Origin of the sequence: Chryseobacterium paludis (assembly GCF_025403485.1) — a bacterium.
GTDB lineage: Bacteria > Bacteroidota > Bacteroidia > Flavobacteriales > Weeksellaceae > Chryseobacterium > Chryseobacterium paludis.
Window position 1 is genome coordinate 4,604,265 of record NZ_CP099966.1, and the last position, 20,389, is coordinate 4,624,653.

At 33.8% G+C, this 20,389-nt stretch carries 19 protein-coding genes and 1 riboswitch; of the genes, 13 read left to right on the forward strand and 6 right to left on the reverse strand.

From position 1 onward, the window contains the following. Positions 1-94 precede the first annotated feature (94 nt). Positions 95-1,519 (forward strand): CCA tRNA nucleotidyltransferase, encoded by a 1,425-nt coding sequence (locus NG806_RS20950; RefSeq protein ID WP_261511226.1) that lies wholly within the window; start codon positions 95-97, stop codon positions 1,517-1,519. 159 nt (positions 1,520-1,678) lie between these two features. Here the strand turns inward: NG806_RS20950 and NG806_RS20955 are convergent, their stop codons facing one another. The 3 genes from NG806_RS20955 to NG806_RS20965 form a co-directional block, all read right to left on the reverse strand. Next, positions 1,679-2,716: a YncE family protein gene (locus NG806_RS20955; protein ID WP_261511227.1), complete on the reverse strand. Its 1,038-nt coding sequence runs from the start codon at positions 2,714-2,716 to the stop codon at positions 1,679-1,681. 11 nt (positions 2,717-2,727) lie between these two features. After that, positions 2,728-4,575, reverse strand: a complete 1,848-nt coding sequence (locus NG806_RS20960; protein ID WP_261511228.1) for a TonB-dependent receptor plug domain-containing protein — start codon at positions 4,573-4,575, stop codon at positions 2,728-2,730. A gap of 33 nt (positions 4,576-4,608) precedes the next feature. After that, positions 4,609-4,786, reverse strand: a riboswitch (cobalamin riboswitch). A gap of 128 nt (positions 4,787-4,914) precedes the next feature. Continuing rightward, positions 4,915-5,397, reverse strand: coding sequence for a cytidine deaminase (locus NG806_RS20965; protein WP_261511229.1), 483 nt, complete (start codon positions 5,395-5,397; stop codon positions 4,915-4,917). Between the two features lie 102 nt (positions 5,398-5,499). Between NG806_RS20965 and namA the strand changes: the two genes are divergently transcribed. Genes namA through NG806_RS20980 form a run of 3 tightly spaced genes read left to right on the forward strand, consistent with a single transcriptional unit; the run spans position 5,500 to position 7,214 of the window. Next, the gene (gene namA, locus NG806_RS20970; protein ID WP_261511230.1) at positions 5,500-6,552 is read left to right on the forward strand and encodes an NADPH dehydrogenase NamA; all 1,053 of its coding nucleotides are present in this window, start codon (positions 5,500-5,502) and stop codon (positions 6,550-6,552) included. Between the two features lie 30 nt (positions 6,553-6,582). Next, on the forward strand, positions 6,583-6,873 hold the full coding sequence (locus NG806_RS20975) for a DUF2752 domain-containing protein (protein ID WP_214832304.1): 291 nt from the start codon (positions 6,583-6,585) through the stop codon (positions 6,871-6,873). A 20-nt stretch (positions 6,874-6,893) separates the two neighbouring features. Then, complete coding sequence (locus tag NG806_RS20980; protein WP_214832301.1) at positions 6,894-7,214, forward strand: CCC motif membrane protein; 321 nt, start codon at positions 6,894-6,896, stop codon at positions 7,212-7,214. A gap of 192 nt (positions 7,215-7,406) precedes the next feature. Here the strand turns inward: NG806_RS20980 and NG806_RS20985 are convergent, their stop codons facing one another. From NG806_RS20985 to NG806_RS20995, 3 genes are all read right to left on the reverse strand, one after another. Further along, a complete protein-coding gene (locus tag NG806_RS20985) occupies positions 7,407-9,206 on the reverse strand; it encodes an endonuclease (RefSeq protein WP_261511231.1) in 1,800 nt (599 codons plus the stop codon). Between the two features lie 200 nt (positions 9,207-9,406). Further along, on the reverse strand, positions 9,407-9,934 hold the full coding sequence (locus NG806_RS20990; protein ID WP_214832291.1) for a DUF4136 domain-containing protein: 528 nt from the start codon (positions 9,932-9,934) through the stop codon (positions 9,407-9,409). A 1-nt stretch (position 9,935) separates the two neighbouring features. Beyond that, a complete protein-coding gene (locus NG806_RS20995; RefSeq protein WP_089027353.1) occupies positions 9,936-10,118 on the reverse strand; it encodes a DUF5522 domain-containing protein in 183 nt (60 codons plus the stop codon). Between the two features lie 38 nt (positions 10,119-10,156). Between NG806_RS20995 and NG806_RS21000 the strand changes: the two genes are divergently transcribed. From NG806_RS21000 to NG806_RS21040, 9 genes are all read left to right on the forward strand, one after another. Next, positions 10,157-10,483, forward strand: coding sequence for a hypothetical protein (locus tag NG806_RS21000; RefSeq protein ID WP_261511232.1), 327 nt, complete (start codon positions 10,157-10,159; stop codon positions 10,481-10,483). Positions 10,484-10,576: 93 nt separating this feature from the next. Then, positions 10,577-11,485 (forward strand): 1-aminocyclopropane-1-carboxylate deaminase/D-cysteine desulfhydrase, encoded by a 909-nt coding sequence (locus NG806_RS21005; protein WP_261511233.1) that lies wholly within the window; start codon positions 10,577-10,579, stop codon positions 11,483-11,485. A 17-nt stretch (positions 11,486-11,502) separates the two neighbouring features. Next, positions 11,503-12,555, forward strand: coding sequence for a glucosaminidase domain-containing protein (locus tag NG806_RS21010; RefSeq protein ID WP_214832284.1), 1,053 nt, complete (start codon positions 11,503-11,505; stop codon positions 12,553-12,555). 29 nt (positions 12,556-12,584) lie between these two features. Then, entirely contained in the window at positions 12,585-13,529 is a 945-nt protein-coding gene (locus NG806_RS21015; protein ID WP_261511234.1) for a hypothetical protein, read from the forward strand. An 18-nt stretch (positions 13,530-13,547) separates the two neighbouring features. After that, positions 13,548-14,837, forward strand: coding sequence for a glutamate-1-semialdehyde 2,1-aminomutase (hemL, locus tag NG806_RS21020; RefSeq protein ID WP_261511235.1), 1,290 nt, complete (start codon positions 13,548-13,550; stop codon positions 14,835-14,837). A gap of 184 nt (positions 14,838-15,021) precedes the next feature. Then, positions 15,022-16,050, forward strand: a complete 1,029-nt coding sequence (locus tag NG806_RS21025) for an SDR family oxidoreductase (protein WP_261511236.1) — start codon at positions 15,022-15,024, stop codon at positions 16,048-16,050. Between the two features lie 669 nt (positions 16,051-16,719). Then, positions 16,720-17,733: an NADP-dependent oxidoreductase gene (locus tag NG806_RS21030; protein WP_261511237.1), complete on the forward strand. Its 1,014-nt coding sequence runs from the start codon at positions 16,720-16,722 to the stop codon at positions 17,731-17,733. A 336-nt stretch (positions 17,734-18,069) separates the two neighbouring features. Next, on the forward strand, positions 18,070-19,404 hold the full coding sequence (locus tag NG806_RS21035; RefSeq protein WP_261511238.1) for an amidohydrolase: 1,335 nt from the start codon (positions 18,070-18,072) through the stop codon (positions 19,402-19,404). 60 nt (positions 19,405-19,464) lie between these two features. Next, positions 19,465-20,310: an AraC family transcriptional regulator gene (locus NG806_RS21040; protein ID WP_214832267.1), complete on the forward strand. Its 846-nt coding sequence runs from the start codon at positions 19,465-19,467 to the stop codon at positions 20,308-20,310. The last annotated feature ends 79 nt before the right edge of the window (positions 20,311-20,389 follow it).

A 20,389-nucleotide genomic window follows, 5' to 3' on the forward strand; every position in this document is an offset into this window, starting at 1 on the left:
AAATTAAGAAAGATGGAGTTTGTTTAAAATACATCAGTTTTTAAACATTGATCTACAACTGGATTTCTTAGTGGTTTTACATTAAATAATAAATATGTTCATCAATCTTACTCAAAATAAAAATCTAAAGCTTTTTAAAATAATCTCGGAAGTAGCGGCCAGAAATAATCAGTCAGTATATATTGTTGGTGGGTATGTTCGGGATTTATTGATGAAAAGAAAAGCATCTACAGATATTGATTTTGTTACTGAGCAGAGTGGAATTGAACTTGCCCAAAGTGTAGCTGAAGAAATTGATCCTAAGTTAAAAGTTTCTGTTTTTAAGACCTATGGAACAGCGATGATCAAATATAGAGATCTTGAATTAGAATTTGTAGGAGCAAGAAAGGAAAGCTATACTGAAAATAGTCGTAAACCTGAAGTAGAAGGAGGCACACTGGAAGACGATCAGAAAAGAAGGGATTTTACCATTAATGCAATGGCTATCTCTTTGAACAAAGATAATTTTGGAGAACTTATTGATCCTTTTAATGGGATAGAAGATCTTGAAAAGAAAATTTTAAGAACACCTTTAGAGCCTGTCCAGACTTATTCTGACGATCCACTGAGAATGATGAGGGCAATTCGTTTTGCCTCTACCTTACAGTTTACAATAGAAGAAAATTCATTATTGGCGATCAGTCAGGAAGTAGAAAGAATTAAAATAGTTTCTATGGAAAGGATCATGGTGGAATTTAATAAAATTATGATGTCTGAAAAGCCATCTATCGGATTAAGTTTATTAGGACAGACAGGGCTTTTAAAATACATTATCCCAGAGTTAATAGAGCTGAAAGGAGTAGAAGAGGTAGAAGGACAAACCCATAAAGACAATTTTTATCATACTTTGGAAGTGGTAGATAATATCTCGTTAAATACAGATAAACTCTGGCTACGTTGGGCAGCATTGCTTCATGATATTGGAAAAGCTCCCACAAAGAAATTTGTTGAGGGAACGGGCTGGACATTTCATGGACACGAGTTTTTAGGTTCAAAAATGGCAAAAACGCTTTTTCAAAGACTTAAATTACCTTTAGGTCCAGATTTAAAGTATGTCCAGAAAATGGTAAAACTTTCATCCCGTCCAATTGCTTTGATTACAGATGATGCATCCGATTCTGCATTAAGAAGGCTATTGTTTGATGCCGGTGAAGATATGGAAGATCTGTTTACACTTTGTAAAGCAGATATAACGACGAAAAATTCTAAAAAACAGGATAAGTTCAAACGTAATTTTGAATATGTTGCTGTCAAAATAAAAGAGGTTGAAGAAAAAGACCAGGTAAGAAACTTTCAGCCCCCAATTTCAGGAGAAGAAATTATGGAGATGTTTGATCTTAAACCGGGACGCGAGATTGGGATTTTAAAAGAAAAAGTAAAAGAAGCTATTTTAGAAGGTGAAATTTTAAATGACCATGATGAGGCGAAAAGATTCGTAATTATTGAAGCTGAAAAATTAGGACTAGAAGCTAAAATTTAAAATAAAACTTCAAATAATAAAAAAGATCTGAAAAACTATTTCAGATCTTTTTTATTTAAATCTTTTATAAAAGAAATCCGGGCTGCCCTAAGGCAGCCCGGAAAAAACACAAATGATGAAAAAAAATAAAATTTATTTGTATATCGAAGTATAAATTTCTTAATTCAGATATACACCATTAGAACCTTTACCCGTTGTAAAGGACTTAATTTTTGATCCTGAAGTTGTATATACTGTAATTTCACTGTCTTCAGTGAAGTTTTTAACGTCTGATGTGAAGATTTTTCCATCTACAACGCTAAATCCATATAAAGTATAATATTGTCCACCGTCTACAGCTGTAATAATAGGAGTTGTAGGAGTGATATTAGATGTCATATTCATTGAATATACTTTGTTGGCAGAAGAGAAGAAATACTTCCCGCCATCTATCTGAAGATTGGTGGCATTAGCAATACCTGTTAAAGTAGTCGTTTTGGTAATGTTTCCAGTATTAGAGATCTGATAAATATAGGAATCTGTAGCTTCTGAAGCAATAACATAAACATTTCCATTATAAGAAATAGTTCTGTTGATATTTCCGTTTGGTAATGTGATTACAGATTGTATTTCATTATTTGAAGTATTGATGTAGGTAATTTTGTTTCCAAAACCAAAACTTGCATTTTGAACAAAAATGTTTCCTCCAGCTTCAACAATTCTTTCTACAGCATCATTGAACGTAATTTTTTTAACGAAAGATAAATCTGAGCTTTTATAAATGCTTACATATTTTGCACCGTTATACTTATCGTTAGTTACATATACGTTATTAGTAGTAACGGCAACATAACGAGGCTGATCAATTTGATCAGTAATTGTACCTGTACTTTTAAAAGTATAACGGTTAACCACTTGAATTTTATTGGAATTGTTCAACAGAAGATATGCTTTGTCACCATTGAATGCTACAGATTGTAAAACATCTCCCAGTTGAGTTCCATTGTTTTTAGAAAAAATACTGTTCTGGCTAAAAGTCAGATCTCTTGAAACAAAAGTTACTTCTGCATTAGGCTTTCCAAAATTCCCTTCATTAGCGATTAAGAAACCATTTTCATAAGTAATTACTGGTAATGTATCATCATCATTGTTACTACACGAAATATTGAATAGCAATACGGTAGCAAATAAAAGTTGTAAGAGTTTAGTTATTTTCATGTTATTTTTAATTAAAAATTTATTGTTGCTGAAATACTGTAGTTTCGTTTTGGCATAGGATAATAGGATACCGTTTCATAAACAGTATTGGTTAAATTATTTACTTTAAACCCTATGATGTATTTTTTTAGGATGGTTGCCGAAATTCCAGTGTTTAAAACAAAATAAGGATCCAGGGCGTCTTCTCTTTTTTCATCGGTTGTGGTATATGTAAGACCGTTAAATAAACCTTGAACATAAAATTTTAAGAAATCGTACTGATAATCAAAATTTCCAAAAACTTTATGAAGTGGGACATATACCATCTGGTTCTTAGTTTCTTTGTTAATTGATTTGGCAAAGGTATATCCAACATTGAATCTGAAATGGTGTTCATTGAATTTTTTATCAAATGTAATCTGAGATTCTAAACCATAAGATTCCACCTTGTTGATATTTACAGGAGACCAATAACCGTATTCTGTAGGAAGCCAAACAATATTGTCTGAAATATTAAGATAATATGGGCTTAATGTAAGTTTAAACGCACCAAATTTAAAATCATGATCCATATCTATCTGGAATGATGTTTCTGGTTTTAAATCAAGGTTTCCCCCGGGATTCCAATACAGCTCATTGAAAGTAGGAAATCTGAAGTTTTTGGATATATTCAAACCTACGCTGTACCATTGTAGAGGATCCCATTTTCCGGAAAATGAATAAAGCAGAGGTGCATTTATATTTTCAACAAAATCTTTTTTTACTCCAGCCTCAAAACGCAGATCTTTCGTTGGGAAATAGCGTAATAATCCAGCCACAGATCCCACATTTCTACTTACATTTCCAATTCCCTCTGTTTTTATACCTGGGATGACGGGCTGATATCCTTCTCCTTTATTCACCTGAAATTCAGTAATTACATTAAAATTCAGTTTTGGAACAATGAAATAGTTAAAATCATTTTTAAAAATGTAATTCTTTCCTGTAGATCCACTTGTTTTTGGAGCGTTATAATTGCCGAAATATTGAAAGTTTTCTTCTGTATAAGCTGCTTTTAGGCTATTCGAAAATTTACTTTTATTGATGTCCCAAGAAAGTAAGCTTCTGGTACTTTGTGTCTCATATCTTGTTCTGTTCCCATTTTCGACAAAAATGGGATAGTTTTGAGCGGAATCAAAAAACTGACTTTGCCACGAAAGGGTTTGATGATTGGCAATTTTGTATGATATACCAACATTAAATGTTGTATTGTAATATTTCCCGTTTCTGTTTAGGTAATTTTTCTCTTCAACTTCATAATCATTCTGACTGATCGAGTGATTTCCCGAAACTTTAAAACTGAACTTATCATTGCTATAGGCAGCTTGAGCAAAATTATTAAAGGTGTTAAAAGAACCTGCCTCAGAATATAAAGATGCTTTGAAGCCATCATTAAAGCCTAAATTGTTATTGAGGTGAATGCTTCCTCCAATAGCACCACTTCCATAAATGACACTTCCACCACCTGCTTTTATTCCGATCTGATCATATCCGAATAAAGGGATATTATTAATGTCTCCTTGTCCAAGAAATATGGAGTTAATATTAATCCCATTCCATACAAAAGCAGTCTGTTGTGCAGTTGTTCCCCTAAATGAAGGCGAAGATACAGCACCACGGCCATTTTCTTTAATGTAAACGCTGGACTGGAAACGTAGAAGCTCTGAAAGATTGGTGGAGTTTTTTTCCACATCTTGTGGAGTAATCGTATTTACCTTATGAAAAAGCTTTACTTTATTCATTTGGTTGTCAAAAATATACACGGTGTCAATTGCTTTCTCCTGTCCCAGACAAAAAAAATAGGCAGATGACGATAAAAGTAGTACTAAAGTTTTTTTCATACTATTTTACTTTTCCTCCGAAAGCAATATATTTTTGATATTATCATTTTGGCAGGTCTCCTGACTTTCGCTTTTCTATACCTTCCCGTTTGCACAGTGGTTTGTTATAGAATATGATAGTTGCGATTTACAGTTGCGGGGACAGTTTGGGTTTTCCACCCAATTCCCTATTATTTTCAATAGCTTGAAAACCAAAATTTTTGCAAAGATAAGTTTTTAAAAAGAAACGCCAATTTTATCTATTAAAATGTGTTTTTTTAAATCAGAAATCACGAAATATTCTGTTATTAAATGATATTGATAAGCAAATTTAAACTTTCATGATTTTACTCTTAGTGATTATAAAAACGTAGCATCAAAATAGAAAGGTAGTAGATCTTTAATGGAATGAACTTTTACAATCTCATCATTCATGCTTGAGAAATAAAGATCAATATTTTCATTTTGCTTTGTTTCGTACTCCATTAAACTTTGTCTGCACGCTCCACATGGAGGGATAGGAGGATTCTTTTCAGAAAATTCTTTAGGTCCGCCCACGATAAAGATCTTTTTGATCTTTTGATCCGGAAAGTTAGCACCAACCCAGAATAAAGCTGTTCTCTCAGCACAAAGTCCTGAAGGAAAGGCTGCATTTTCCTGATTGTTTCCAGAGAAAATTTCACCGTTTTCCAGCAAAATGGAACAGCCAACAAAAAACTCAGAATAAGGGGCATAAGCATTTTCACGAGCTAGTTTCGCTCTTTCGAAAAGTTTTTTTTCTATATCGTTCAGTTCGCTACTATTTTTAAAGTATTCATAGCCGATCTGTATGTCTTTTTTCATATATTGGAGCCTAAAAAGGGGGGATAAAATTAGTTCTTTTTCAGCACGTAGGCAAGCCAATTTTATTCAGTCATTTAATATTAAAATCCAAAATAGATAAAGATGTTATATACTCCAATACAGTTTAGAAATGTTGAACTGAAAAACCGTTGGGTAATGTCTCCCATGTGTATGTATTCGTGTGAAAACGGATTAGCAAATGACTTTCATTTTGTCCACTATGGAAGTAGATCCCAAGGAGGAACAGGATTAGTAATGGTTGAAGCAACGGGTGTTGAACCTCGTGGAAGAATTACCAATAAATGTATGGGTATCTGGAATGACGAACAGGCGGCAAAGCTTCAGAAAATTGTAGAATTCATTCATTCAAATTCTGAAAGTAAGATTGGAATCCAGCTGGCGCATGCTGGAAGAAAAGGATCTACCTGGAATAATATTCAGATTCCCATGGAGGAAGGATGGGAAACTCTTGCTCCAAGTCCAATTCCTTATCATCCGACTGAAAGAATTCCACATGTTTTAACTGTTGAAGAAATTAAAGAACAGGTTCAAAATTTTAAGACTGCTGCAAGAAGAGCTGTTAAAGCTGGTTTTGACATCATAGAAATTCATGGGGCACATGGTTATTTGATCCATCAATTTTTATCTCCACTTTCTAATATCAGAACAGATGAATATGGGGGAAGTTTTGAGAACAGAATAAGATTTCTATTAGAAATTGTAGACGCAGTCAATGATGAGTTGAACGAAAATGTAGCCCTATTTGTTAGAATCTCAGGAACTGAATATGCTGAAAATGGATGGAGTGTTGATAACAGTGTAGAATTGGCAAGAGTTTTAAAGAATCATAATGTAGATTTAGTAGATGTTTCCAGTGGTGGAAATATCCATGGAGCAAAAATATCTGTTTTTGATGGTTATCAGGTACCTTTCTCTTCACGGGTAAGAAATGAAGCTGGAGTAAAGACAGGAGCAGTAGGTTTGATCACTAAAGTGGAACAAGCCGAAAATATTTTACAAAAAGGAGACGCAGATCTGATCTTTGTTGCCAGAGAGATTTTGAGGAATCCATATATTGCCATTCAGGGCTCATTTGAAATGCAGGAAGAATGTTTTTTTCCGCATCAATATCTCAGAGCTAAAATTTCTTCTTAATTTTAGATAATAATAGTAAAAATACCAAAAATGAAAATCGAAGATTTTATGCTGCCTTGTCCAAGTAAGAAATTCTTAGGAATAGAATGCTTTGGTTGTGGTACACAAAGAGCAATAGTTTTGGTTTTTGAGGGAAAATTTTCGGAAGCCTTTCATATGTTTCCTGCAGTATATACCTTACTGCTTTTTTTATGTACTGTGGGGTTGAATTTTATTGACAAAAAAAGAAATTACGGTAATGCATTAGTTTTTTTAGCAATTATTAATTCAATTATCATGGTAGTTTCCTATTTTTACAGACATCCTTTACCAATAAATTAAAATTATTAAAATAAAAAACTATGAATCAAAAATTACCAAACGCAACAACAGTATTAGTATTAGGAATCGTTGCAATCTTAGGAAGTTGCTGCTGTAACGGAATTGTTGGAGTAATCTGCGGATTAATCGGAATGAACCTTTATAATAAGGATAATGCTTTATATCAACAAAATCCAAGTTTATATTCAGATTTTGATAATTTGAAAGTAGGAAGAATATTATGTATTATCGGTCTTATTATAGGAATTCTAAGTTTAATATACATGATCTTTGTTCTTTCAACAGTGGGTTGGAGCGGTTATATGGATCAAATTAATCAATTAAAAAACATGGGTAAATAAATATCCAGTTAATGATAACTAAAAAGACTGCAATGAAAATTGTAGTCTTTTTTATTTAAAAAATAATCTCTTGAATGATTGTATAATAAAAGGTAATAAGCACAGCTAAAGAGAATTAAAATAATATTTAATAGTAAAATGGCTTCTCTTTAATTAAAGAGAAGCCATTATATTTATAATTAAGTTAAATTTTTATTTAACGATAAACTTCAAACTAGAGTTATCTAATTTTAGAATGTAAATTCCCTGTTCAAGACTTTTAATTTTAATTGAGTTTCTGCTGTTTTTAAAAGGGCTGTTAATAGTCTGCATTACTTTCCCTTGTAAATTATAGATCTCCGCTACTTTAATATTTTGAGTCTCACCTTTAACGAAGATTTCCTGATTTGAAATTGGGTTAGGGTAGATTTGTAAATCTCTGGATTCTATCTGTAAGTCGGAAGCAGTGCTCTTGCTTTGCTTTCCCGTTCCAGAGTAACAAGTCCAGTTTAGGTTGTCAAGAGCCACTCTGTTACTTGTTGAATTATTTTCTAATGTCACAATCACATTACCGGAAACATTGATGTTATTAATAGTGGTAGTTGCAGTTGTTGCGCTATAAGGAATTGTTCCTACCTGCGTTCCATTGACAAGAACATTGAATGTTCCGTTGCTTCCACTGAATTTTAATTGAGTTGTCACTGTTAATGATCCAATACCGTTACTTGAGCTGCTTGATTTTAAAGAACCATCTCTCACAGTAATTGCTTTGTTAGAAATTGTCTGGTCAGTTCTGGAATCTGTTGCTGTCCAAGTAATTCCACTGTTAGTCCACGTTCTTGTTGAATAACTTGATGAGCTGCCTGTAGGAATTGTTTCAAAAGTTTCATTTACACAATCAGTTGGCGGATTAGTGGTTCCGGATTCTGTTGTTGCAGAAACGGTTGAACTGTTTGAAGAAGTATTTCCAGCTGTATCTTTAGCCACTACATAGAAATTATAGGTGGTAGAAGAACTTAATCCTGAAATATTAGCAGAAGTGGAGCTAACATTGGTTTTTAAGCTTCCATTCATATAAACGTCATAAGAAGAAACTCCTACATTATCTGTTGATGCACTCCATGAAAGAGAAACACTACTGGATGTTTTTCCTGAAACGGTAAGACCTGTAACTGTAGTGGGTGCCTGTGTATCATTTGAAGGCTGCTGAGATCCCCAAATTTGATCTACATAAGCCGGATTATCAATAAAAGGATTTCTATTTCCCTGGTAAGTATAAGTAGCATTGTTTCTGACGATTTCTGTCTGAGAAACAGGATCCTGATTATGCCAGGCTAATAAAACATTAAGCTCCCAGGTTTGTAATCCAGGGAAAGTTGTATTTCCAAGCATGTTACCTGAAGAGAAAGTAGAAAGTTTGCTTTGATAACGTGTTACAAAATAAAAGATCATACGGGCAACATCACCTTTGAATTCATCGATAGGCTCGAAAACTGTTCCACCATATCCTGAAGAAACAGAATTTCCTAGTTTTGAACCGTTTTTAGAGGTGAATGTAGCTGTTCCAACTTTTCCGAAAGGATAATTAGATCTCATTCCATTTACCTTTCCATCAGTTGCTCTGATAAAATTCACATCGGAAACCATTGGTGAAGCTTCATTAAATAAACTTTGTGGAACAATATGCTCACGGTTGTAGCAATTTCCTTCTACTGAATAAGTACCACATTGGTTAGTAACTACCGTATAGTTATAAGGATCCGCAGCAGTAGGCTTTTCAGAATAGATATCCATAATAGACCCATCGTTTTCGTAGGTTTTATCAATATCAGTTGTTTTATAAGCGGTCCATAATCCGCCATATCCTTTGTCCTGATGTCCATTTGTTATGATGGTGCTTAGTGCCGTTTTTAAAGAAGCACCGGTAAGTCCATTTGCAGAAGAATAATAACCCGACGGAGCCTGGGCATTAGCAACACCTGCAAAAGCAAGAAATAAGATAATTTTTTTCATATTAATAAAATTTAGGGTGTAAGATTACTACAATTTTACGAAAAGATAAATTACATTATTGTTAATTTTGAATGCTATGCATTAGATGCTATATTTAGCTGTATTCGTGAGATTTCCTGAGTCTTTTCCACGTTTTTGAGCACAAAAAAGCCAATACAGGGCTGTATTGGCTTTATATATAATTTTGATCTAAATAAATTTTATTTTCTCTGTGGAGGATAATTTTTCATTATTTCCGCCATGATTTCTGGAATTTGTCTTTGTTTTGATTTTGGAGAATCTACAGAAATTCCGCTACCGATTCCCTGCCAAACAAGTTTATTGGTTTTTGTGTCAATAAGATCAACAATTAGAGCCCCCTCGTTGTAGTTGCTCGTCCATGTTCTGCTCATTCCAATTCCCCAACCGAAAGAACCACCCCATCCCCACATTCCGTAAGGAGAAGTACTGTTAATATCTGTTATTTTTTTGTGATTGGCTTTTACATTGACAATTAAATCTGGATTTTCTCCTGATGAAAGACCTTTAGTTTGTAATTGTCTCGATAGTTCATTCAGAACTCTATCTTTATCAATATCATTCAATTTCAAGTCATCAATTCTTATTTTATAAGTTTTATAAGATGTGAAATTTGCTGTTTCGGCGTAGTCAGAACGTACCTGAAATGGGCTACAAGAAGTTAATCCTAAAGTAGCCGCGGCTAACAAAATAAAAATATATTTTTTCATTTTATTTATTTTTTTTATCGTTTTTAATGAATGTATCGGTCTTTTTATCGTATCCGTAAGGACAGTGTCTACAGCCACTCTTACAACAATATCCTCGTTTCAGATGAAACTTTTCTGTAAAAACTTTGTACCCTTGTTCATTGTAGTAAAAGTCTTCATGTTCTTTGATGTCAAAATGAGCCATAAGTTAAATCTTGATCAAAAACTTTTATATTTGTTACTATGATAATTGTGTGCCAAAAACCATTAAAAAAATTAAAAATTAATGGCATTGCTCTCTTTCCCTTTATCTTCGTAAGGAAACCCGAAGATAAGGAAAATAATGTATTGATCAATCACGAGAAAATTCATTTAAGACAACAATTAGAACTACTGATATTTTTCTTCTATATTTTCTATGTTATAGAATATTATTATCACCTTTTCAAGCTTAAAGATCCTTATCTGGCTTATAAGAATATTTCGTTTGAAAGAGAAGCCTATGCGATGGAAAGTGATCTCAACTATCTGAAAAAAAGAAAATTATGGAGATTTTGGAAATACTTATAATAAGGGTCTGAGTTTGGTTTAAGTCAAAACCATCAGAACACTTGTTAATGCTAAAAACACTAATTTTGTTAAAACAGTATCATTTAAATTAAAATGCTATTAAAAGTCCCAACCGAAAAAATTCCCATTCAGGAAATTTTCATCGATAAAAAGGTTAAACTTTTCATTAAAAGAGAAGATCTTGTTCATCCTTTGATCTCGGGAAATAAGTACTGGAAACTTTTTCATAATGTTAATAATTATTTAGGAATCCATATTGAAGATCCATTGATCATCACTTTTGGTGGCGCTTTTTCTAATCATATTTCTGCTGTTTCTGCAGTAGGAAAATTATTGGGAGTTCGTACAATTGGAATTATAAGAGGTGAGGAACTTAAAGATAAATGGCGGGATAACCCTACATTGGTTTTTGCTTTTAGAAACGGGATGAACCTAAAATTTGTTTCCCGTGAAGAATATCGCAATAAAGAAAAATTATCAGAATTTTTACAACAGGAATTTCCCGGGGCTTTAATTGTTCCGGAAGGGGGAACCAATGATGATGCTGTTCAAGGTGTAAAAATGATGCTTAATAATGAAACAAAAGAATTTGATTATCTTTGCACGGCAGTTGGGACGGGAGGAACAATTGCTGGTATTTTGAAATTTTGTGAAGGGAATCAGAAAGTTATAGGTTTTAAAGTAGTTGATGATTCTTCATTACAGGAAACGATCTATCAATTAACCTTAAAGAAAAATTTTAATCTAATAGATTCTAGTTTTGGAGGTTATGGTAAAATAAAGGATGAAAACATTCGTTTTATGAATGATTTTAAAGAGAAATATGATATTCCTCTTGAACCGATTTATACAGGAAAAATGATGCAAAAAGTTTTTGAACTGATTGATGAAGGTTATTTTCCTGAAGATAGCAAGATTTTATGCTTTCATACCGGAGGTTTACAAGGGATTGAAGGTGCTAATTTGCTTTTAGAAAAACAGAATAGAAAATTAATTATATAAAGTAAAAATTGAAAAACATGAAAAGACTTTTCTTGCTAATAAGCCTTTTAGTTTTGTCAAAATTCTCAGCTCAGACTTGGGCTACTGAAGACCAGTATATTCAAAAATTTGCTCAATATGCAGTAGAAGAAATGGAGAAATATAAAATTCCCGCTTCTATTACTCTTGCTCAGGGACTTTTGGAGACAGGAGGGGGGCAAAGCAGGTTGGCTCAGGAAGGGAAAAATCACTTTGGGATAAAATGTAAAGAAGACTGGACCGGTAAAACGATGAAACATACTGACGATGCACCTAATGAGTGCTTCCGTGTATATGATGATCCCAGACAGTCCTACGAAGATCATTCGATATTTTTATCAACAAGAAAGTATTACACCAATTTGTTCAATCTGGATATGAAAGATTACAAAGCTTGGGCGTATGGTTTAAAAAAGGCTGGATATGCCACTAACCCTCGTTATGCTTCTATTCTGATTGGTAAAATTGAAAGATATAAACTTTATGAGTTTGATAATACCAATTCTAGAGAGGTTCTTTATGCCGTATTAAGCATGTATCCGGATCTAAAAGATGACAGAGCTTTTATGGCAAAGCTGGAGCCTTCAAAAGTTACAAAAAAAGACCCTGTTACAGTGAGTGTACCATATAAGCAGACTTCTTATGCACAGCAACAGAAAAGGGTAGAAAGAATTAAAACAAAAGCTGAAATTCTCAATTCTATTTTAATAAAAAGTCATCCGAATGATGGTTTAAAATACATTGTTATTCCTGAAGATACCGATGTGAAATACATTGCCAATAAATTCAAAGTAAGCGAAGGCAGGTTGATCAAATGGAATGAATTGGAAGGTACCACTCTTAAGAAAAACGAAATTGTATTTCTTGAATCAAAAAATTCAGCTGGAAATACAGCAATTTACAAAGCTGAATCAGGTGAAGATATGCATGATATTGCACAGAAATTCGGAATTAAGCTACATAAACTATACGCAAAAAACAGAATGGATGAAGGTCAGCAACCTTCTGCAGGCCAGTTAATTTACCTGATAGATAAGAAGCCTAGAAATTAATACCCAGTCAAACCATGAAAATGCTCAATATGGATATTAAATATCTATGGATATTTTTATTATTCATATCCTGTACTATGTTTTCGCAGGAACTGGACTATATTCCATACAGAAGAGGAAAAGTCTGGGGATTATGTGATGCAAATAGACGTGTAATGGTTCAGCCACAATATTACAGTATTAGTTTTTATGATCATTCTGTTGGTGGGTTTCACGCTGAACAAAATGGTAAATTTGGTATTATTGATAAAAACTCTATTCAGATAATGCCTTTTATTTCAGAAGGCATACCTATAAGTATAAGTGGTGATACATATGTTGTTTTTGATGGATTTGACTTATACAGGTATTCTATTAAATCTAAAATGAGACTGGATAGATTTGTTACTGTTTCAAATACTGTATTGAATGACTCGGGATGGTCTTCTTCTAAGACCTACGAGGGCAAAATGATAAGAGAGAGTTTAGATGAAGAAGATTGGAAGATGCTGAAGCCTTTCGATAATGATCAATACAGTTTTAATTTTAGAATAAATTATCTTGAAATAGTTTTAAATAATAGATCTATAGGGATTTATATTCCTAAACTCAAGAAAATATTTTTAGATACTCCTAATATTACACATGTTGGAGTACAAATTTATAATGGAAAATTTTATGTTGTAACAACAGATTCGAATGGCTGGTTATTTGGTTTGATGGATGAGAACTCTAATGAACTTTATCCAATCAAGTACTTGTCAATTGCTTTAATAGATGGTAGTGGCATTATTATTCTTTCTGAGCCTGATCCAAACAATCAGAATAATCGAATTTTTAAAACAATTCTTCCAGATAATCGAATTTTAGATGGAGAATTTTATCCAGATAGTAAGATTCTAAAAAATGGCTATCCATTTCAGCTATACTTTAAAATGGTTGATGGACAAAAAAATTATGCAGGAGAAGATGGAACCCTTTATTTCGAGGGTTAAATAATAAAAAATAAAAAAATGAAGTATCAAAGAAGTTCGGCTTTATTTGAAGAAGCCTATAAATACATTCCGGGAGGGGTGAATTCCCCTGTTCGGGCATTCAAATCAGTGGGTGGAGTTCCTGTGTTCATGAAATCGGCAAAAGGAGCTTACCTTACGGATGCGGATGATCATACCTACATTGATTATATTAATTCTTGGGGTCCTGCAATTTTGGGACATACTCACCCTGAAGTTTTGGAAGAATTAAAAATTCAGGCGGAAAAAGGGTTCTCTTTTGGTGCTCCTACAGAGCTGGAAACTGAAATTGCAAAATTTATTGTAGAGAACGTTCCAAATATTGATCAGATCAGAATGGTTTCTTCGGGTACTGAAGCTTGTATGAGTGCTGTAAGATTGGCGAGAGGTTTTACAGGAAGAGATAAGATTGTGAAGTTTGAAGGATGTTATCATGGTCATTCAGATTCATTTTTGATCAAAGCAGGAAGTGGCGCCGCTACTTTTGGAAATCCAAATTCTCCGGGTGTAACAGCTGGAACTGCAAAAGATACTTTATTAGCAAGATATAATGATTTTGAACAGGTAGAAGACTTATTCCGTCATAATCAGGGAGAAATTGCCGCTGTAATTATTGAGCCGGTTGCCGGAAATATGGGATGTGTTCTCCCGGGAAATAATTTCTTACAAAACTTAAGAAAGATCTGTGATGAGAATGGAGCTTTATTAATTTTTGATGAGGTCATGACAGGATTCAGATTAGCTTTTGGAGGTGCTCAGGAACTTTTCAATGTGAAAGCAGATTTAGTAACGTACGGAAAAGTGATCGGTGGAGGTCTTCCGGTAGGAGCTTTTGCTGGAAGAAACGAAATCATGGATCATCTGGCTCCGAAAGGGGGAGTATATCAGGCTGGAACATTAAGTGGAAATCCTTTGGCTATGAGAGCGGGTTTAAAAACACTTCAGTTGATTAAAAATGATCAGAATTTCTTCGAAAGACTTAATAAAACAACGGAAACCTTAGATTTTGAAATTGGAAAAATTTTAAATGAAAAAGGGATCGCGCATAAGATTAATAGAAAAGGTTCTATGATGTCGGTTTTCTTTCATATCAATAGGGTATCGAATTTTGATGAAGCGCAGGAAGCGAATCATTCCTTGTTCAATAATTTTTTCCATCAAATGCTAACCAATGGAATATATCTTCCACCAAGTGGTTATGAGACATACTTTATCAGTGATGCCATTAAAGATAAAGAAATTGATATGACATTGGAAGCAGTGAGAAAATTTGAATATTCCAATAAATAAATCAAAAAATAAGACCGGATTGTAAACCCGGTCTTATTTTTTGATTTAAACACTGGGTATTTTCTTTTTAAACTTTGCTTAACCTAAATTCACGTTAATTCAAAAAAAATATTGCTGCATTTTTTAACAAATGGTAATTGTGATCGTTCTGATATTCTTCAATTTTGTATCAAATAATATAATGATGGATACAAAAAAAGTTTTATTAACTGGTATCAGTGGTTTCCTTGGATCACATACAACAATCCAACTTCTTGAAAAAGGATACGAAGTAAAAGGTACATTGAGAAGTCTGAGTAGAGCAGGATCAATTAAAGATGTAATAGCAAAGCACACACGTTATGTAGACAATTTATCATTTTTTCAGGCAGATTTAAATGATGCCAATATATGGACTGATCTTACAAGAGGTATGGATTACGTTCAACATATTGCATCTCCATTTCCCAGAGAATTGCCTAAACACGAAGATGATTTAATCCTTCCTGCTAAAGAAGGAATATTAAATATTTTAAAGGCTTCATCTCAGAATAATGTAAAACGAGTGGTATTAACCTCGTCCGGGGCTGCAGTAGTATATGGAAAAACAAAGAGACAGCTTGAAAGTGTACTGAATGAATCGATCTGGACAGATATAAATTATAAACAAGACCTTTCTCCTTATTTCAAAAGCAAAACTGTTGCGGAAGCTGCTGCATGGGAATTTATGAAAAAGTATCCGTCAAAAATGGAATTGTCTACTGTTTTGCCTGGAGCTATTCTTGGCCCTGTATTGGAAAAAGACTATGGTACTTCTGCTAATATTGTAATCAAACTGATGGACGGAAGTATGCCTGCTGTACCACAAATTGGTTTTGAAGTCATTGATGTACGTTCTGTAGCAGATGCCTTAATTAAAGCAATGGAGGTAACCTCAGCGGCTAATAACCGTTATCTCTTATCGTCAGGTTTTCTGATGATGAAAGATATAGCACAAATACTTAAAAAAGTTTACCCGGAAAGAAAAATTCCAACCAGAGAGCTACCCAATTTCATTGTGAAACTTTTTTCTAAATTTGATTCTTCTTTAAGACCTGTTATTATTGATTTGGGCGTGAAGAGAAGAGTCAATGTGGATAGGGCTAAGAATGAATTACAGTGGCAGCCTATACCAGGAGAAGAAGCTGTTTTATCTTGTGCCAAAAGTATTTTTGAACAAGGAATTTTAAAATAATGGAAAAAATATTATCCGAAAACGATATTGAAATCTTTCTGTCTGCTTCAGCATACGCACTTTGAGAGCAAATGAATATATGAAAGTGAGCGGAGAGATTTCTTCGGAAATAGCTTTTGTAGATAGCGGAATTTTACGAATTTTCGATATGACAACTCTGGTTCAGATGTTACAAAATATTTTGTTCGCTCTGGGCAGTCTGTAATAGAGTTGGAGAGTTATTATTACGGTATTCGTATGGGCGAAGCTATACAGGCAGTCATAGATTCAAAAATATTCGTCGTCAAAAAAGTAGCTATAGAAAAGGTAAGCCTCCAAATTTTATCACTTTATCTTTTTTTGAAAAGCATGACCGAGAGTGCTTTACTCAACAAATTAAAGGGCCATGATTTTCTACATTATGGAATGGTGAAACAAAGTACACTGAATTTGTGAGAAGATATCCTGATTTAGCATTATACGTACCCCAATAGATGATCGCATCATACCTGAAAATTACACCACAATCATTTAGCCGAATGTAGAAAGAGGTTCAAGGAATAGATAAGTCTACAATACAGAAAATAGTAAAGAGTCAACAATACTTTTAGCAATTAGTAGGCATTGTTAACTATGTGCTATTGTCGAATTTCGATATCAAACGTCATACAAATAATTAATATTTAAGTCATGAATTTAATGAACAACCAAATTGTATTAACCAGTTTACCTAAAGGAAAATTAAATACAACAAATTTTAACTTCAAAAAAACGATGTTGCCCGTGCCAAAAGTTGGCGAGGTATTGGGACGGACACTATACATAGCAATCGATGCTGCCAGCCGTGCGTGGATGCAGGCTGACACTTATAGGCCTATACTTCGGGATAATGAATTGATGCCGGGATTGGCACTAGTTGAGGTGATGGAGTCACAGGTAGGTCATCTGAAACCGGGGGACCTTATTATTGCTGAGACAGGCTGGCAGACTTATTTAACTATTCCAGCAAACAAATTGGTTGCTTTACCAGAGATAGAACCGCTTACGAATCTTCTGAGTATTTTTGGAGTTCCTGGACTTACAGCTTATTTTGGACTTTTGCAGTGCGGTTTGCCTAAACCTGGGGATACATTAGTAGTCTCTGCAGCGGCCGGTGCCGTAGGCTCGATTGTTGGGCAAATTGGAAAAATTAAAGGATGTACTGTGGTTGGAATAGCAGGTGGTGTTGAAAAATGCAATATATTGGTTGAGCAATTTGGGTTCGACTCGGTGGTGAATTACAAGGAAGGAAACATAGAGGAGAATCTGCGCTTGACGTGCCCGAACGGAATTGATATCTATTTTGATAATGTGGGAGGAAGCATATTAGATGCTGTACTTTCCAATATGGCTAATTACGGGAGGATTGTTTGCTGTGGAGCCATATCTCAATATGACCAAAAAAAACTTGATGTCGGGCCAATTGGAATTCCTGGTCAGATTATATTGAAAAGCCTTATTATGAAGGGATTTTTATTGTTTGATTTTTTGCATGAGCAAGACAGGGCAATCCAAGATTTGGAGAAGTGGGTGAAATCTGGGAGTATAATCGTTCAAGAAGATATTATTGATGGGTTTGAAAAGCTTCCGGAAGCTTTGGTCGGTGTATTGAATGGAGAAAACGTTGGTAAAAGGATAGTGAAGGTTGCAAATCGTAATGAGTAAAAACTTAAACTTATTAATTCTGATTAATAGAATCTGGAATCTGAAATTTCTTTAATTGTTACTAATGGTAATAAGAGAAAAATAGATAGGAATATCAAAACCGTTTGTTTTAAATATAGATTTTGATATTTGAACTTTAAAGAAAATTTTTAATGTTGCTTAATTAATGACTATTGTTTTTTTCCTTAGAAGTTAGCAAATCGAAAATTTGAAGAAACAGTTTAGTACACGATTAAACCAATTAATATTCCAAAGCATAAATCATACAGAAACTGTTATAAACTATACTCGTTCTTTAGATGCGGTGTTCTTAACTTTGTAATAAATCGACTCGGAATGAACATTTCAAATAATATATCCCGCAAAGACTTTATTAAAAGTTCTGCTCTGGCAATGGCAGGATTAACTTTAACTTCAGGTACTATGAGTGCTACAAATTTATTTTCAGAAAACATCTCTCCTTTAGCAAAAGGGAAGCTTAGCCTTAAAAATGTACGTTTGGAAACCGGTTTTGAATATGAAGAAGGGGAGGTGATCTCGACGAAAACTGATTTGTTCTGCGTTGAAATAGAAAACGGAAAGATAATAGCAATAGCTCCGAATCAACCTAATAGTAAAGCAATTGATGTCAAAGGCTTTTTGATGCTTCCTGCATTTAAGGATATGCATATTCACTTGGATAAGACTTTTTATGGTGACCAATGGCAGGCGGTAAGAAAAAGAACAGGTGGTGTAAAGGGGATGATCGCGTTGGAGCAAAAGATACTTCCGGAAATGTTGAAAAATTCAACTTTTAAAGCTGAAAAAATGATAGAATTGCTGCAATCTAAGGGTACTTCCTTTGCACGAAGCCATGTTAACGTTGAGCCCACTTCAAAACTGGATTCATTAAAAAATCTTGAAAAGGCTTTAGTAAATAAAAAGAAAACTTTTGGAGCAGAATTGGTTGCCTTTCCTCAACATGGAGTTTTTTATACCGATTCAGTACCTTATCTAAAAGAGGCGGCTTCTATGGATATCGACTACATCGGTGGGCTAGATCCATATACGATTGATGGGGCCATTGAAAAAACAATTGATTTTACAGTCCAGTTGGCATTGGACCATAAAAAAGGAATTGACATTCATTTGCATGAATCAGGAGAATCAGGATTAAAAACCGTAGAGTATTTAATTGATAAAGTCAATGAAAATTCCAGTCTTAAGGGGAAAACCTACTTAAGTCATTGTTTTGTATTAGGAAAATTGGATAAACCAAAACAAGAGGAAGTTGCTGAAAAATTGGCGAATGCTCAAATAGGAATTGTTTCTACTATTCCTTTCGGAAGTCTTATTATGCCAATTCCCACCCTATATAAGCATAATGTATTGGTTTTAACAGGTAATGACAGTATTGTTGATCATTGGAATACTTTCGGAACGGGAAGTGTTTTGCAGAAAGCGAATCTGATGGTGCAATTGTATGGATATTCAACAGAGTTTTTATTATCAAGAAGTTTGAAACTGGCGACGGGAAATATTCTTCCTTTAGATGACAAAGGAAATCAGCAATGGCCTAAAAAAGGGGATGATGCTAATTTGGTATTTCTTAACGCCAGCTGTTCCGCAGAGGCTGTTTCAAGGATTTCACATGTAGAATCTCTAATTCATCAGGGAAATGTAGTCTTTTAGTAAAGTCTGTTATTCACTCTCATAAAATTTACTTATTTTAGAAAGTAAATTAAGAGTAGAATGAGTCACGGATCAGATTATTTTCCTGTTTTAGGTATTCATGAATTTAGTGAAGATCAGTCGAAGGGTTGTAATCTGGTGTTTAATGAGCTTCATGGGGAAAGATCAATTGATAAACCTCATAAGCATGATTTTTTTATCATTAATCTTTTTGAACAGGGCAGAGGCTTTCATACGATTGATTTTAAAGAATATAAAGTTGAAAACAATCAGGTTCACCTGGTTTTTCCAGGCCAGGTTCATCATTGGATCATAGAGAAAGAAACAATAGGATATCAGTTAATGATAAGTCGTGAATGGTTTGAAAGTTTCTTACCTGCCTTAAGGTTTTCTGCTTCTTACTACCACAATCATCCTGTTATTACTATTTCAAAGGAAATATATCAATTGCTTTTGTATGAGTTTAAAGGCATTCAGAGTATTTTAAATGAAAAAGTGGCATTCTGGGAATTGATACAAAAAAGAAGTGAAGTGATCGGATTGCTCATAAGTAAATCCGTTGAAGGGACTTTTAATGATTTTGAAATCTTTAATTCAAATCCCATTATCTCCAAATTTTTACATTTAATCGATAAACATTTTAAAGAAGAGCGTTCTGTTTCTTTTTATGCTGAAAAGTTGAGTATTTCTGCAAATTATTTAAATATTGTCTGCAAGAAAAACTTGAATGCTTCAGCTTCTTCTCTTATCCAGGATCGGATCTTACTTGAAGCAAAAAGGCTGCTGAAGGTTTCAGAAATGTCGGTAAAAGATATTGTCTATGATCTTGGTTTCTATGATCACGCCAGTTTTTCCAAATTTTTTAAAGCCCAGACAGGAATGACTCCTTCTCAATTTAAAGAATAATAATTGATACAAATGTTGATATAATTGGTACACCTGGTTTAGATATGACGGATGTAACTTTGTGGTGTAAAATCATGAG

What these genes read in the sequence shown, in the direction of transcription:
- NG806_RS20950 (WP_261511226.1), top strand. Translation starts at nt 95, where the DNA reads ATGTTCATCAATCTTACTCAAAATAAAAATCTAAAGCTTTTTAAAATA.
- NG806_RS20955 (WP_261511227.1), bottom strand. Translation starts at nt 2,716, where the DNA reads ATGAAAATAACTAAACTCTTACAACTTTTATTTGCTACCGTATTGCTA.
- NG806_RS20960 (WP_261511228.1), bottom strand. Translation starts at nt 4,575, where the DNA reads ATGAAAAAAACTTTAGTACTACTTTTATCGTCATCTGCCTATTTTTTT.
- NG806_RS20965 (WP_261511229.1), bottom strand. Translation starts at nt 5,397, where the DNA reads ATGAAAAAAGACATACAGATCGGCTATGAATACTTTAAAAATAGTAGC.
- namA (WP_261511230.1), top strand. Translation starts at nt 5,500, where the DNA reads ATGTTATATACTCCAATACAGTTTAGAAATGTTGAACTGAAAAACCGT.
- NG806_RS20975 (WP_214832304.1), top strand. Translation starts at nt 6,583, where the DNA reads ATGAAAATCGAAGATTTTATGCTGCCTTGTCCAAGTAAGAAATTCTTA.
- NG806_RS20980 (WP_214832301.1), top strand. Translation starts at nt 6,894, where the DNA reads ATGAATCAAAAATTACCAAACGCAACAACAGTATTAGTATTAGGAATC.
- NG806_RS20985 (WP_261511231.1), bottom strand. Translation starts at nt 9,206, where the DNA reads ATGAAAAAAATTATCTTATTTCTTGCTTTTGCAGGTGTTGCTAATGCC.
- NG806_RS20990 (WP_214832291.1), bottom strand. Translation starts at nt 9,934, where the DNA reads ATGAAAAAATATATTTTTATTTTGTTAGCCGCGGCTACTTTAGGATTA.
- NG806_RS20995 (WP_089027353.1), bottom strand. Translation starts at nt 10,118, where the DNA reads ATGGCTCATTTTGACATCAAAGAACATGAAGACTTTTACTACAATGAA.
- NG806_RS21000 (WP_261511232.1), top strand. Translation starts at nt 10,157, where the DNA reads ATGATAATTGTGTGCCAAAAACCATTAAAAAAATTAAAAATTAATGGC.
- NG806_RS21005 (WP_261511233.1), top strand. Translation starts at nt 10,577, where the DNA reads ATGCTATTAAAAGTCCCAACCGAAAAAATTCCCATTCAGGAAATTTTC.
- NG806_RS21010 (WP_214832284.1), top strand. Translation starts at nt 11,503, where the DNA reads ATGAAAAGACTTTTCTTGCTAATAAGCCTTTTAGTTTTGTCAAAATTC.
- NG806_RS21015 (WP_261511234.1), top strand. Translation starts at nt 12,585, where the DNA reads ATGGATATTAAATATCTATGGATATTTTTATTATTCATATCCTGTACT.
- hemL (WP_261511235.1), top strand. Translation starts at nt 13,548, where the DNA reads ATGAAGTATCAAAGAAGTTCGGCTTTATTTGAAGAAGCCTATAAATAC.
- NG806_RS21025 (WP_261511236.1), top strand. Translation starts at nt 15,022, where the DNA reads ATGGATACAAAAAAAGTTTTATTAACTGGTATCAGTGGTTTCCTTGGA.
- NG806_RS21030 (WP_261511237.1), top strand. Translation starts at nt 16,720, where the DNA reads ATGAATTTAATGAACAACCAAATTGTATTAACCAGTTTACCTAAAGGA.
- NG806_RS21035 (WP_261511238.1), top strand. Translation starts at nt 18,070, where the DNA reads ATGAACATTTCAAATAATATATCCCGCAAAGACTTTATTAAAAGTTCT.
- NG806_RS21040 (WP_214832267.1), top strand. Translation starts at nt 19,465, where the DNA reads ATGAGTCACGGATCAGATTATTTTCCTGTTTTAGGTATTCATGAATTT.